Below are 14,414 nucleotides of genomic sequence, written 5' to 3'. Positions count from 1 at the left end.
CTCACCCAGCGTTCATCTCGTTGCGTTAGAAAGCCGCCCTCATGATACTCAACCGACGCCAATGCATCTCAGGTGCCGCTGCACTAGGTGCGAGTATCTGCACCGGAGCGTATGCCGAAGCCCCCGACGGGTCGGATAGTGTTAGCGATACCAATGATAACAGCATAGCGGACGGTAGCAGTGGCCCGGTCATTCATGTCAAACGGCGCACCGTTGTACACGTCTTAGGGACACACGTCACGCTTCAAGAAGAGATTCGTCGCCGCGCCGAAAAGGAGTTGGGAATCCGCCTCGTTTTTTCCCCCGGCGGGAGTGCGGAAGTGTTACACCGAGCGTCCACTCATCCCGAATCATTTGACCTCTATGAGCAGTGGTCCAACAGCATTCGAGTGCTCTGGCAAGCCAACGCGATCCAGTCGATCGATATAAATCGAATTCGGTATTGGGATGAAATCAATGCGTTGACCAAAACGGGACGGTTAACGCCAACGGCGAAGATGGGTGCGGGAGACGCACCGAACACTATTTTATACGTTCAACCCGATGGCAAGCTGGGGACGCAGCAATCAAAGGACGTCAGCTTCCTACCCTACGTGCACAATGTCGATTCATTTGGGTACGACCCGACCGTCGTTCCCAAGGGCGTGCCCTACGAAACGGAAAGTTGGGCGTGGTTGCTCGATGAGAGATGGGCAGGCAAGGTTGCGATCGTCAACGAGCCCACGATCGGACTCTTCGATCTCGCGTTGGCGTTGCAAGCGAAAGGGCTGATGCAGTTCGGAGATATTGGCAATCTGACGCGGCGCGAACTCGATGACATGTTTTCGATATTGGTAAAGTATCGGCGGGACGGGCATTTCCGTGGCGTATGGAGCAGCGTGCCGGCGTCGGTCCAATTGATGAAACGAGGTGAATCTGTCATCGAAAGCATGTTCTCACCCGCAGTCTATGAACTCAATGCCAACGGCATCCCGTGCATCTACGCCTCGCCCAAGGAAGGATACCGGGCTTGGCACGGCGTGATGTGTCTGTCCTCTGCGACCACCGGAATTGTAAAGGATGCCGCCTACGAATACATGAATTGGTGGTTGTCAGGTTGGCCGGGCGCATTCATCGCACGACAAGGGTATTACATTTCTAACCCCGAGCGATCGCGCGAGGAACTCACCGACGCCGAGTGGGAATATTGGTACCTCGGCAAGCCAGCGGCGACGGACCTGTTGGGTACCAGCGGGAAACGCGTTGTCGCGAAGGGGCGCGTTCGCGATGGAGGCTCCTACACCAAACGATTTAGCAACATTGCAGTGTGGAACACCGTGATGAACACGTACGAATACAGCCTGCGACGATGGAATGAATTTTTGTCCGCTTAGCCACCAACCCGGATAGACAGCGACTGCGGACCATTTAATGCCACAGACTCCACACCCTGACGATCATTTGCCGATTCACTCGAACGCACCTGCAATTCCGCACCACGATTAACATCCCGACCACTTTGTTACACTGCATGCTTGCAATGCCGTATTCTCTCGATCGATCGGTTCGGTGCGTCCGCGTTTTCTCAATGCGTTTGCGTCGACGGAGCACGCGCCCATGATGTATCCCTCGGAAGCCAATTCGCTCAAGAGACGTCTGCACATCGGCACCGGATTGCTGGTCGCGATTTGCCTGCTCAGCAACATGATCGGTTGGTTCGGTCAGGAAGTCTTGTTGTCGAATTTCCGGGCAATTGAATCTTCCGATCAAATTGCGACCGAGGTGCTGCAAGTCAACCGAGGTGCCCTGCAACTCAAAGCCAGCGCCGAGAATTATGCGCAAACGGGCGCCGACGCTCAGTACAACACAGCACATGAACTGCAATCTCAATTGCTGACGGCAATCGATGGGCTCAAGAAAAAGGTCGGCGAGAACGATCCACTCACCGACAAACTGGACCAAATGCGTGAGTTGATCGCCTCCTTCGGCGACCAACTGCAACTCGCCTCAGCGGAACGGAACGTCCGAACCGACCTGTTCCAAAACAAGTTGCTCCGCCAGGAATCGGAGGTCGACGACTCTCTTGCGAAACTCGAGAAATACCTCGTTACCCTCGACGAGAACGATGCGTCACGAAGACTTTTGGTCGCGGTGCGTGCCTTCTCAACGGCTCGTAAGAACATGCTTCGTTATTTCATTCAACCGAGCTCGGATGATTACGAAAGGATGCTCGACAGTTTGAAGGAATCGCAATCAGAGGTGCGGCGAATCGAGTTGCCCGCCGATGACGAAGACGCAGCTGAGGCGAAACAACGGGTGCTGACAGCGCTCGCGAACTTCCAATCACTCGGTGTGCGTGCGGTGCAGGCGACGCGTGGTTACATGTTCTATGTCAATGTGGTCATGGCCGGACAAATTTCGGAGTTCGTGCACTATTCAAACGAAATCAAAGACCTCGTCGGCGAACAGCGAGAAGCCAGCCGTGCGGCACGACAGTGGGCGGTGACACGCAGCCGCGTTTTCGGCGTCTTAGCCGCAGCATTGGCGGTGATGATTGCCGCGATCCTTGCGTTTCGCCTTTCGAAAGTGATCTTCGATCCGATTTCAAACCTGACAAAAACATTCTTGAGACTCGCCCAGGGTGAAACGATCGAATCCATTCCGGCGGTCGGGCGAAATGATGAAATCGGCCGCATGGCACGTGCCGCGGAAGTATTCAGTCGCAAGAACCAACAAACGAAAGAACTGCTCCAGCGGTCACAATCACTCTCCGAGGAGCTGTCCCAAAAAGCAGTCATGCTCGAGGAGTCGAACCAAGAACTCGACAACTTTGCCTACGTGGCCTCGCACGACCTCAAATCACCGCTGCGTGGATTGCGATGCCTCGCCGAGTGGGTTCAAGAAGACTGCGAAGGCTTGCTGAGCGAAGACTCGCAAAAACACCTCCTGCAAATGCAAGGACGTGTCACGAAAATGGAAAGCCTGCTCGACGATCTGCTCAGTTATTCCCGCGTGGGACGAACCGCGCAGCGAGTTGAGAAGGTGGACGTCCATGAACTCGTCGACTCCGTGCTCGATATCATGGACGTTTCCAACGGGGTACAAATTTCCGTCGACTGCGATTTGCCGGTCATTGAAACATTGAAAACACCACTGCAACAGGTGCTGCTCAATCTGATCGCAAACGCGATTAAGTACAACGACAAGGGCCCCGATGGCCGTATCCAGGTTACAGGTAACCTAAATGGTGGTATGTTGGAGTTCGCAGTCATTGATAACGGAATCGGGATCGCCCCCCGGTTCCACGAGCGAATCTTTCAGATGTACCAGCGCGCATCGTCTCTTCAAGTTGAAGGCAGCGGAATGGGCCTCGCTATCGTCAAAAAGCAAATTGAAATCGTCGGAGGCGAAATTCACGTCGATTCGAGTGAGGGGCAAGGCAGCACGTTCAGCTTTACATGGCCGCTTCAGAAGTCGGGTAAGGTGCATGATGTTAATGCATCTTCCAGCGCCTGAGGTCATTCAAAATGGAATCAATCAAGATGACGTTCGTACTAGTGGAAGACGACGAGTTGGACATGGAGGTGTTCAGACGCGCGCTCAAGAAACACGACATCAAACAGGAAATGCGTTTCGCAAAAGACGGCAGTGAGGCCATCCATTTGCTTCGAGATGAATTCGTCGGAGGCGCCCGAAGCGACTACATCATCTTTCTCGACCTCAACATGACGGGCATGAACGGGCATGAGTTCCTTGACGAGATCCGCTCGGATCCCGACCTAAAGTCCGCCGTTGTTTTCGTCCTCACGACGTCCGAACACGAACGCGACCTGCGTCTAGCATATGAGAAAAACGTCGCCGGCTATTTCACCAAAGCCAATATTGATTTCCTGATGCAGGCGATCAAACCCTACGTCACCGGTGTTGCCTTGCCGCGAATGAAATCCGACGAACAAAGCCGACCGGAAAAGTAGATTGACGACCAAGGATTCCTTCAGTGCACTAGCGACGCTAATGCGCTGAAACGGTGGTCTTGGTTTCAAAGGCACCCACGTCGAATTCGACGAGCTGATAAACACGATCAACCTTGAGGTGTTCAAACGATTGGTGGTGTCCGCTCGGCCAGTTCACGATCACCTTGTCGACGGTGCTGTGATCTCCCAACCCGACATGGATACTCGACTCGTTGTTGCACAAATAGCCGTCTCCCGCCGTGCGCCAGTGAGACGTGATCACATCTCCCCGGTGTACTTCGATCGTTGCACCGACTGCGTCACGCTCACTCTGCGTGCCGAACAACTGTAAGTCAATCCAATGATGATTGGATACCGTGAGGTTTATCAAAATCGCGGCCGGTTCGCTTAAGTCGGTCGCCACTAGATCCGAGCGACCGTCTCGATCCAGATCAACGCGAGCGAGCGCTCGACCGAGATGGCTTGCCGACCAATAACCAGAGACATCATCGACGTCCAAGGATTCAAAACGGTCTCCGCGATTAGCGAGCAGTTGCATAGGCTGTCGAAACGGCTGTCCCTTGGACTCGAGATTCTCAACGTGCCCGTTCACGATCGCCAAGTCCGGAATTCCGTTATTGGAATAATCAATTGATTGGCAGCCGAAACCGAGCATCAACGATGTCATTCGGTCGAAACCGTAACGGACGTTGAGGTCGCGAAACAGACCTCCATCGCTGACATAGAAGTTGGACGACTCCTTGTAAAAATTGGTGACGTGAAGATCAAGCGTTCCTGAACCGTCGAAGTCGGCTGCCGCAATTCCCATCGCACCAGTGGGTGATCCGAGACTGGCGTAGGCGCACCCACGCGACACCGCAGAATCAGTCCACTCGTGGGCGAGTGATTGATGACACCAGAGCTGATTTGGAAGTTCGTCATTGGCAACAAAAATTTCATTCCCCGATTGTTCGGTGAGGTCCCCAATCAAAATCCCGAGACTCGTGCTCGCATCCGATTCAGCGCTTCCCACACGCTCGCACACCCAGTTGCCGGCGCCGTCGTTGACGAACACGTCGTCGTTTGCGCGGACGAACGAAGTCGGGTTGACTGGTGCGGTCGGCATCCCGGACGCGTCCACGGGTGGACGCCGCGATAGATCTGCGTCATTGAGGTAATTCGCCATGTAGATGTCCGGCAGTTGGTCGTTGTCGACATCAGCGATTGCTACCGATGTGCTCAACCGCTGGGACGGCTCACCGGGGTTGAGCGTGATAGGAACGAAGGTTCCGTCTCCCTGGTTGAGGCACAAACAATCCGGTCCCAAATTCGCGATGACGAGATCGGGGAATCCGTCCTGGTTCCAATCTCCTGACGTAACGCCGAGCGTATAGCGATCTTCGATCAATCCGCATGGGAGTGTGACATCATTCAACTGCATCTCGTCAGCGCCAGACAAATTTCGGTACATGGCATCCGATTCGATTGCCGAAGCGTGCGGCGATTCGGAGGCGCCCTGTGCGAAATACAAGTCCGGGAGTCCGTCGAGATCAAAGTCGATCACCGCAACACCGCCACCAAACGTTTGGTAAATCGTAAAACCCGACTCTCGACCGTCCACGTCGACGCGGTACGCGTGTGTGACACCAGCACTCCCCGCGACATTTTTGAACCTTGGTGTTTCAATTTGATTGACGACGATACTCGGGGACGCCGGTTCGTTGTTCGTGTCGAAATCACTTTCCCATTCTGGCAGCGGAAACTGATCGACATCAATGCTCCGCAGAAGCGTCGATGAATCCGGGAAGGCTGTACCTTCGCGCAGAACCGCTACCCGCCGTGCACTGAGTCGCTCGAAAGTTTGCTGACCCGCGTTCGTTCGCATCGCGTAAATCCATCGCCACACCAACGCCTCCACGTTTCGCCCGTCTTGTTGCAACAACGTAGCGAATCTTTCAATATCCTGTTCACTCGATCCTTCATCGATGATTGTGCGACTGGCTTCCAACGTCTCGATCAGGTATTCAAACCGTTGCGTCCAACGATCAACCTGATCAACATCGCCGAGCGACCGGAACGCACTGACCATCCGGCGGGTAGAGCGAATGTCGGTGGGATCGCGACGGATTGCTTCGGCAAGGCAACGAACCGCGGATTCAAAACGTGCATTCGCCAATTGGTACGTTCCTATAGCCGACCAATACTCCGGAAATTGCTGTACCTCATCGGTGACTCGTTCCAACCACCACGCGAATTTCTCCAACGTTTGAGCTTCACTCATCGCGGCACCGTAGAAGGCAATCTCGGAGGCATTGGCAGTCCCATCGACGAGCAGCGGCTCAATCAGTTCGGCGGCCTCGGAATATCGCGATTGCGTCCACAAGTAACGTGCCTGACCCATTTCACCGATCGGCCAATAGGGCCGAGTTCCTTTCGCCGCCTCCATCTCTGGTGAATAGTAGATCGCATCCGATTCTACGACGAGAGTCAGCAACTCCTCCTGGGTAACGTCGCCCGCCAAACAAAGTCGCCTCGTCATTTCAACGGCTTCGTGCCGTCGGCCCTGGCGATTGTACAAATAGGCTAACTGCCGAAAGGGGACGCTGATCTGCGGATTGCGTTTGGCTATCTGCAAATAACGTCTCTCAGCGCCATCGAATCGCTTGAGCTCGAAACACCAATCTGCGGCCACTCCCAACGCCGGGATCCCGAGTTGTGGGTGCGAGGGCGGAATCGCAGAGATCAGATTCAAACCTTCATCATGCTGACCACGATTGAAAGTGATGCGGGCAAGATGAAAAAGGGCTTCGAAGTCTTCTGGGTCTCCAATCAGCATTTGCCGAAGGATATTTTCGGCCTGCTCGTCTTGTCCCAAATCCAACAACCGCGTGAACTCGGCAATAAGCTCATCACGGTTGGATGGATCGGAGTTGCCCCGACCAGTCAAGGGACCTGTCACGCGTTGCGAAGCGGCGACCTGCGTCTCCGAAGAAACTTCAGCATCCGCTTTACGGCGAGACTCGGTTTCCTCCGGCATCATTTTGTTGATAACGAGAGACTGCTGGTTCCGCTCAGGCACTGGCGATCGCTCGCAACCAGTTTGCGAAACCCCCGTCATCACGGCAGCGAAACAAAACACGAACGCGAACCGATGCCCGTTCGAAAATCGAAACACGTTTCTTCCGCAAACTGCGTATTCCGTCATCACCGTGCTCTCTGCTGAGAAAATTGGGCAGCGTCGATCCATGCCACTCGCGCGACCGGTTCAAGCACTGGGGCCTACAAACCGAAATTGATGCACGAATGCCATAACGGACAACACCAAACGACAAACCGTCGGCATAAAATGCAGACGGTTTGTTTCCTCGCTGATGCGAAGCGGTTTTGGCGAAGTCTCGCTCGTTCAGCGACACGAATCGGCGTCTGATTTTACGACGCGTATCATCTCGAATCAGCAGCCAAGCGGGCGGATTTTTTGGCCATTTCCTTGATCTGCTTGGGATCAGGAATCGCCGCCTTCTGACTAGCTTTCATCGCCGCCGCAATTTGCTCCGGTGACGACCGGTACTTCGCCATCTCGTCTGCGTCGTAGACAGACTCTGTGGCGCGTCCGCTACATCCTACGGTGACGACCAGCAGCGTAGCAAAACAGACGGTCGCTAGGGATCGATTCAATATCATTTCAAACTCTCATTTTGCAAAGTGGGATTCAAACGGTACGCGGTAGCCTAGATCTCAGAGCCAATTTCCTTGTTGGCTTTGGTTCCCAAACCGCCCCACAAACCGTACGGGCTTGCAATGCCTTGTTGCGACCAAGGGTTGACCATGTTCGCGTTGCTGTTTCCCGCTTCAATAGAATCTGTCACGAACTTCACCGCACCATCGCCCATCAAAACGTGGGCACCACCTTGATGGCGACTCGAAACGGTGGTGTTGACTCGGTCAGCCATCGGTCCACCCCACTGGCTCGCGGGCAGTTCTTGGCAGATCTCCGAGTTAGGTGGCAAGTTGGTGTAAACACCGCTGTAAATCGCAAACGCGCTTGACCACTGATATCCGCGTGCCCACCGTGCCCCTTGGCCGGGGTCGGCATCCGCGGGAGTCTGCGCAGTGGGCGACCAGAAGTTCGGTCGATCAGCAGCAATACTCCCTCGGCACGATGTCGGAACGTCACCAATTCCCGATGCCCCGGTTTGCTCAACAGTCGATGTGCGTTTGTCGCGATCACCAAGATCCGTTGCCAGTTCACCGCACGCGATCGTATTGGCCAAGCCGTCGAGAATATCACGAAACGCCGTTTGCTTTCGCGCAACAAACGTTCCCCGGCCAACACCGTTTGCGGAAGGCCATCCTGCCGCGGAACTATCCGATGAGTGATCCCACCACATGTAGTCGCCGTTTGGCATGTTACAACTGTCTCCGAGACACGCACCGTAGTTAGTTCGCCCGTACGCTGGTGCGCCACGTCCAGGATCGCTCGGACAACGATACGTGACGATTTCTGTTACCCACGGGCCGTAGTTGTCGTGGTTGTCAACACTCGGTCCCATTGCCGGCCATGGAGGCGTGCGTGTGGTCAAGTCTGAATGAAAACCGTTCGGATTGGAGATCTGTTCCCAAACGGCCTGCTGCTCGACGAAGGGGAGAATGCCAACGAGAAAACTCAATTGGAAAACATTTTCGGTATCACTGTACGAGACCGGCCAGTTTTGCGTTGCGTGAGTACCGGTCCTTTGTTGTGGCAAGCGATTGAAGGCCGAATGATAATTATGCAGCCCCAACCCGATCTGTTTGAAGTTGTTGCTGCAACTCATCCGACGAGCTGCTTCGCGGGCTGCCTGAACGGCTGGTAGCAACAGCCCGACAAGCACACCGATAATGGCGATGACAACCAATAGTTCCACTAGCGTGAAACCTTGTTGACGACGAGATTGGATCATAAATACGACTCCCAAAAGCAAGAAAGAACGGCAGCGGCCCAACGAGGACCGAAAGAACGGACGTACACTACCCTGTTAAAAATGAACACCCTATACGGGCTTACCGGGGGATTGTTTTCCGCAAGAATTACATTACTGTCGGTGTTCTCTACCCGTCACGAATTTCTGAAAAAGTCAAAAGTATTTTTTTGTGTCACGATTTCGGCTCAATTCGACACCGCATGGGCATTCAAGGCGGTGTTCCTTGCGAGCATGCTTCATCGCGAATGAGCGTGAGACGCGGCACCTCCGGCGGGGATGAGATTGGGGCAAACTGAAGCGAACGTGGAAACCGACATGTTCGCCGATTGCGATCCAATGTTTGCTGTATCATCTATTTGACTGGAGGCATTCTATGGAATCGATTCACGAGTTCGGGTCTGTGACGCGTGCGATGGATCTACTGCGTGTCGGTAACGACGATGGCGTGACACAACTTTGGAACAAGTACGCTCCACGAATGGTACGTGTTGCGTTTTCAAAGTTTGGAATGCGTCGAGAGCGAAACGATGATGCTGAGGATGTCGCGCGAAGTGCATTCGGTCATTTCTGTCTCGATGCTGCGGACGGTGCCTTTCCTTGGGTTACCGACCGTGAATCGCTGTGGCCAGTCCTCATGACGATCACGGCTCGACGGGCCGCACGGTTGTCACGCGATGAACTGCGTCTCAAACGATCGGCGCTGCGTCGCGACCATCGTGAACTTCACACGTTGGAACTGGCGTCGAGCACGTTGCCGCCCGACGAGGTAATGCTGCTCAACGAACAAGTGACGGTGTTATTGGATTGCTTGCGAACACCGCTTCTGCGTCGGGTCGCGATTCTCAAGATGGACGGTTTCACCAACGAAGAAGTGGCTAAAGAGGTCAACGTCGCAGTGCGCAGCGTCGAACGCAAATTGCAACTCATTCGAGAAATCTGGCTATCACACGGCCAACAGCCGGAGACCGAGTGATGTCGACCGCGCCACACGATTCCCACCATGATTTGCACAGCCCATCCCAAAAGCGAGCACTCAGCCAAGATGACTTGTTCGCAATCGATGCGATCTGTGACGAGTACGAACGGGCATGGCGGGAAGGCGAAGGTGAACCGAATGTTGAGTCGTTGATTGGCGATTTAGATGAAGAACTGCATGGTTTCGCACGCGACGAATTACTCGCGTTGTCTCAACACTGGAAACAGCAATACCTAGACGATGTTCCCTCCTACGCACACACCGAACAAGCACCAGACGCACCATCGGACGCCGTCCAAGATACCGAACCAGCCCCGGCGAGATCCAACCCAGCAAACCTTCACTCAAAGGAAATTTACACTCGCCTGCAAAAGCAATTCACGCTTGTCGAACGACTCGGCTCGGGAGCGACAAGCGAAGTGTGGAAATCGATCGATCGTCGAACCGGGGAACTGGTCACGATCAAAGTTCCGCGTTTGGAAGCGTTGGGCTCACTGACGTCTTTGATCCGATTTTGTCGTGAAGCGAGATGGCAGGCGAGGTTGCGTCATCCACGCATTGGCGCTCCCGAAGAAGTCGTCATGGTCGGCGATCTACCAGTTTTGGTTTCGCGATTCATCGACGGCGTCACGTTGAAGGACTACGTCGCGGAAAACACACTGTCGGTCGACCAAGCGATTGAGTTGTCAATTCAAATCGCTGACGGACTCGAGTATGCTCACGCGATGGGGATCGTTCATCGCGATCTGAAACCCGCTAACATTCTGCTGGAACGCTCCGCCGAAGGCACTGTCAGTCCCGCACGCCCGGTTATCATCGATTTCGGATTGGCCGTGGCCTCCGACCAAGTCACGATGACACACGGCAATCAACTGCTCGGCACGCCGGCCTACATGAGCCCCGAGCAAGCGAAAGGGAACAGCCACGATGTTGGGGTCTCGAGTGACATCTACTCCCTCGGCGTGATCCTCTACGAACTGCTCACCGGTCATCTGCCGATTGAAGGCAACGATCCGGCGACGTTCGTTCACAATGTGATCTATCAGTCGGCCAAACCTCTTCGCAAATCGAAGCGTGATCTCTCCGCTCAATTGGAACAGGTCTGCACGGCATGCTTACGAAAGTCCCCCAATGATCGCTACCGTTCGGCACGCGATTTGGCCGATGACCTGCGTCGATTCCGGCGACATGAAACGATCCGCATGCAGCAACCGAGCTTGCTGTCACGGACGACCCAGTGGGGAAAACGTCACCCCGCGGCCATGACCAGCGCCGTGGCGGTCATGATCGCCGTCATGACGACGTCTCTTCTGATTGTTCGCGAATCCTACCTGGACGAATTGCAGGCGTCGTATTCCAAGGCAACCCAAGCCGTCGAGCTCGCCCGGATCGCTCAGAAAACGCTCGAGTCGAACCTTGCCTCTTATCGGATTGGACGCATCGGATCGCATTGGGAAATGAACAACGCGGAACAGGCCAAACAGTTACTCGAAGAATGCCAACCGCAACACCAGAAGTGGGAATGGAATTACTACAACCGTCTGATCAATCGATATCGCCTCGAACTACGACATCAATCACCGCAAGGGACGAAATACAGCGTGCGGTCGCTGGCGTTGACGCCCGATGGAACGACTCTCTTTTCGGCATCTCGCTCGGGTAGTCTCTTTCGTTGGGACCTGACCCGTGACCAGCACTCACACACGGAAATCACCTTTCAACCGGGTGGGCTGTTTACGGTCGATTGTTCACCTGACGGACAGCGGATCGCGTACGGGACGAACACGGGCGAAGGGTTCCTACGAACGATTGATTCGGATGATATCGAAACATGCGTCCTGACGTTGGCCGACTCGGCAATCTACTCAGTCGCATTTTCGCCTGATGCTCAACATGTGGCGTTTGGTGGGGGGCAACCGCTGCGTGAAGAGGTCGTGCCCGACCGAGGATTCCTTGTTGTTTTTGACGTCGCAAGCGGTGAAGAAATTTTTCGCGATGAGCATTTGCCTAGTTGCGTGCGTGATCTTGACTGGAGTCCATCGGGCGATCAATTGCTGGGCGCCGGAGGCGTTGCGTCGACGCATCATGAGGCTCGATTCAAACAGGGCAACGTGATTTTGTGGGACACATCGACGTGGGAAAACAGTTTGATCAAACAACCCACGGGTGCTCTTACCGGCGTCGCGTGGCATCCCACCTCAGTCGACGTCTTCGCCACATGTTCATCAGACGGAAAATGTCGGATTTGGGACAAGACGTCGTCAAGGGTTCTCTTCGCGTTTCCACCCCGAGAGGCAGGATATCGGTCGTGTGAGTTCAGCCCTAATGGTGAATTGCTCGCGATCGCTGGCGATGACGGTCAAACACTGTTTTGCAACGTCGCCGATCGGAAAATCATCAAGAGCGACCACACGCATTCGCAAGGCGTCAACTGCTTGGCGTTTCTTAGTAACACACAATTGATCACGGGAGGTTCCGACGAAGCCATCCGGTTTTGGGATGCGTCGCCCGAGAACGACAAGGTTCTCAATCTTTCGAAATTTGGTCGCCCCTGCTGCACGACTCAATTTGGTGATCGCCTTCTGGTCGCATTTAACGCGGCCGACGGGGCGCTGAGCGAAGTGCTCGAAATCCCGATGCGACGAAACCTTAACGTCGACAACCCGCGAACCATACTTCGATATCCGAGCCCGATCGTGGCGATGGAAGCGTCTCACGATCCGAACGACAAAACGATCGTGCTGATTCTCGATGATGGAACGATTCGAATCGAGGATTTGTCGGATGTTGATGATGGATCGCGTGCCGGACGCACGTCCGGGAAAACGCTCGTCCAAGCAGAGGTGCCGTTTGTCGTCACTGATCGATTTGCGTGCGCACGTTTAAAACTGGTTCGCAGCGCCGACGAGATTTACATCAATCTGCCCGGGTTCGCGATGAAAGGAGCCGTTGACCTTCAAAACAAGAACCAAATCTGGAAGTTCGACGCGAAAACCGCGGAATTCTCGTTTGTCCAAGACGCGCAGGAGGGAACCGGACGCGCGTTTGCCGTTTCCCCTAACAGTAAGTGGCTGGCATCGAGTTGCGACAACAGCACCACGACGGTTTGGAACACGAACCCGACCGCGCCCCATCAAATTCTTCACTCACACCAGCGTGTCATCAGTGCGTTGCGATTCAATCGTGACGGATCACGTCTCGCGACAGGCAGTTGGGACAGCCGAGTCGTGATGTGGGAGCTGCCCCAATGCGAACGCGTTCAGAAATTCGTCGGCCATACTGACAGCGTACTGGCGATTCTGTTTCACCCCAGTGAACCGCGATTGTTTTCGGCTGGAATGGATCGTGTTGTCCGCGTTTGGGATACCGACACGGGGCTCGAAATGGCGATGTTGCCGGGCCACCGCGCACCGATCATCGATCTGTATTTCAACGATGCCCACCAAACGCTCTATTCCATCGATATTCGCGGAAACGTCCGTTGCTGGGCGACGACGCACGAGAACCTGACCGAACGCAGCCTGATCGCGTTGAACGAGCGGTAGTCGGTGGATGGGGAAACGTTTTGCTCGCCTCGAAGGATTACCGAGGCGGGGATTACGCCGCGTCAACCGTGTCAAAAATGGCAGCCTGCCATCGGGAAGCCAGGCACGTTAGGATGGCGACCGGAATCATTAACATCCCCCACCCCCAACAATTCAAAAAAGTACGAGTCAATCGCGATGGGCAGAAGTTTCGAAGTTCGCAAGGTATCGATGGCCAAAACCGCGGGCCAGAAAACGAAGGTCTACTCGAAATATGGCAAGCAAATCTACGTGATGGCCAAAAACAGCGGGGCCGATCCTGTAAACAACTCGTCACTGCGAGCGTTGATCGAGAAAGCCAAACGCGACCAAGTGCCCGCTCATGTGATCGACCGCGCGCTGGAGAAAGCCAAAGGCGTCGGTGGCGAAGATTATGTCAGCGCCCGGTACGAGGGCTATGGCCCCGGAGGTTGTGCCGTGATCATCGACTGCTTGACAGACAACAACATGCGGACGATCACGGATGTGAAAAACTGCTTCACCAAAACCGGTTCCAAATTTGGTGCCCCCGGTTCAGTCGCTCACTCGTTCGACCATCTCGCGGTGTTTGCGTTTGACGGTCCGTCCGTCGATGAGGTTCTCGAAGCACTGTTGATGGCGGAGGTGGATGTGAGCGACGTCGAGGAACAGAACGGACAAATTCTCGTCTTTGCCCCCACGACCGAATACGCAAAAGCGAAACAGGCGATTCTCGATAGCTACCCCGACACGACTTTGGCCGTCGACGAAATCTCGTTCATTCCTCAAACCAGCAGCGAAATTTCAGAGGACGACGTCCCGATGTTCGAGAAATTTGTCGGCATGCTAAACGACTGCGACGACGTCCAAGAAATCTATCACAACGCAAAGCTGCCGGCTTAAGGCACTTCTCAGCGAGGCGTGCGTGATGTCGCAAGATTGCGATTTCGAAAAACTTCGGGGAACCGGATTGGTTTGCTGTGTTCGGGCACATCATTGATTG

At 54.6% G+C, this 14,414-nt stretch carries 9 protein-coding genes; 6 read left to right on the top strand and 3 right to left on the bottom strand.

What is annotated here, in order from left to right:
- The first annotated feature begins 41 nt into the window (after window positions 1-41).
- The 3 genes from FHS27_RS18585 to FHS27_RS18575 all read left to right on the top strand — a co-directional run bounded on the left by FHS27_RS18585 (window position 42) and on the right by FHS27_RS18575 (window position 3,953).
- A complete protein-coding gene (locus tag FHS27_RS18585; RefSeq protein WP_184306386.1) occupies window positions 42-1,373 on the top strand; it encodes an ABC transporter substrate-binding protein in 1,332 nt (443 codons plus the stop codon).
- 223 nt (window positions 1,374-1,596) lie between these two features.
- Window positions 1,597-3,495, top strand: a complete 1,899-nt coding sequence (locus tag FHS27_RS18580) for a sensor histidine kinase (protein ID WP_184306385.1) — start codon at window positions 1,597-1,599, stop codon at window positions 3,493-3,495.
- An 11-nt stretch (window positions 3,496-3,506) separates the two neighbouring features.
- Window positions 3,507-3,953 carry a response regulator gene (locus FHS27_RS18575; protein WP_184306384.1) on the top strand — a complete coding sequence of 149 codons (447 nt, stop codon included), beginning with the start codon at window positions 3,507-3,509 and terminating at the stop codon, window positions 3,951-3,953.
- Window positions 3,954-3,990: 37 nt separating this feature from the next.
- Here FHS27_RS18575 and FHS27_RS18570 read toward each other — a convergent pair whose 3' ends face one another.
- From FHS27_RS18570 to FHS27_RS18560, 3 genes are all read right to left on the bottom strand, one after another.
- On the bottom strand, window positions 3,991-7,107 hold the full coding sequence (locus FHS27_RS18570; protein WP_221225209.1) for an FG-GAP-like repeat-containing protein: 3,117 nt from the start codon (window positions 7,105-7,107) through the stop codon (window positions 3,991-3,993).
- A gap of 266 nt (window positions 7,108-7,373) precedes the next feature.
- Entirely contained in the window at window positions 7,374-7,613 is a 240-nt protein-coding gene (locus FHS27_RS18565) for a hypothetical protein (protein WP_221225208.1), read from the bottom strand.
- A 47-nt stretch (window positions 7,614-7,660) separates the two neighbouring features.
- Window positions 7,661-8,872, bottom strand: coding sequence for a DUF1559 domain-containing protein (locus FHS27_RS18560; protein WP_184306381.1), 1,212 nt, complete (start codon window positions 8,870-8,872; stop codon window positions 7,661-7,663).
- A gap of 394 nt (window positions 8,873-9,266) precedes the next feature.
- On the opposite strand from FHS27_RS18560, the gene FHS27_RS18555 reads away from it, so the two are divergent.
- The 3 genes from FHS27_RS18555 (at window position 9,267) to FHS27_RS18545 (ending at window position 14,314) form a co-directional block, all read left to right on the top strand.
- Entirely contained in the window at window positions 9,267-9,866 is a 600-nt protein-coding gene (locus FHS27_RS18555; RefSeq protein ID WP_184306380.1) for an ECF-type sigma factor, read from the top strand.
- Window positions 9,866-13,414, top strand: coding sequence for a serine/threonine-protein kinase (locus tag FHS27_RS18550; RefSeq protein ID WP_184306379.1), 3,549 nt, complete (start codon window positions 9,866-9,868; stop codon window positions 13,412-13,414). Before FHS27_RS18555 ends, FHS27_RS18550 begins: the two co-directional genes overlap by 1 nt.
- Before the next feature lie 177 nt (window positions 13,415-13,591).
- Window positions 13,592-14,314, top strand: coding sequence for a YebC/PmpR family DNA-binding transcriptional regulator (locus tag FHS27_RS18545; RefSeq protein WP_184306378.1), 723 nt, complete (start codon window positions 13,592-13,594; stop codon window positions 14,312-14,314).
- Window positions 14,315-14,414 lie beyond the last annotated feature (100 nt).

Source organism: Aporhodopirellula rubra (assembly GCF_014192335.1).
GTDB classification, from domain to species: Bacteria; Planctomycetota; Planctomycetia; order Pirellulales; family Pirellulaceae; genus Rhodopirellula; species Rhodopirellula rubra.
Note: the sequence above shows the minus strand (reverse complement) of the source record. Positions and strands in the feature narration are given on the sequence as shown.

What these genes read in the sequence shown, in the direction of transcription:
- FHS27_RS18560 (WP_184306381.1), bottom strand. Translation starts at nt 8,872, where the DNA reads ATGATCCAATCTCGTCGTCAACAAGGTTTCACGCTAGTGGAACTATTG.
- FHS27_RS18585 (WP_184306386.1), top strand. Translation starts at nt 42, where the DNA reads ATGATACTCAACCGACGCCAATGCATCTCAGGTGCCGCTGCACTAGGT.
- FHS27_RS18565 (WP_221225208.1), bottom strand. Translation starts at nt 7,613, where the DNA reads ATGATATTGAATCGATCCCTAGCGACCGTCTGTTTTGCTACGCTGCTG.
- FHS27_RS18550 (WP_184306379.1), top strand. Translation starts at nt 9,866, where the DNA reads ATGTCGACCGCGCCACACGATTCCCACCATGATTTGCACAGCCCATCC.
- FHS27_RS18580 (WP_184306385.1), top strand. Translation starts at nt 1,597, where the DNA reads ATGATGTATCCCTCGGAAGCCAATTCGCTCAAGAGACGTCTGCACATC.
- FHS27_RS18545 (WP_184306378.1), top strand. Translation starts at nt 13,592, where the DNA reads ATGGGCAGAAGTTTCGAAGTTCGCAAGGTATCGATGGCCAAAACCGCG.
- FHS27_RS18575 (WP_184306384.1), top strand. Translation starts at nt 3,507, where the DNA reads ATGGAATCAATCAAGATGACGTTCGTACTAGTGGAAGACGACGAGTTG.
- FHS27_RS18555 (WP_184306380.1), top strand. Translation starts at nt 9,267, where the DNA reads ATGGAATCGATTCACGAGTTCGGGTCTGTGACGCGTGCGATGGATCTA.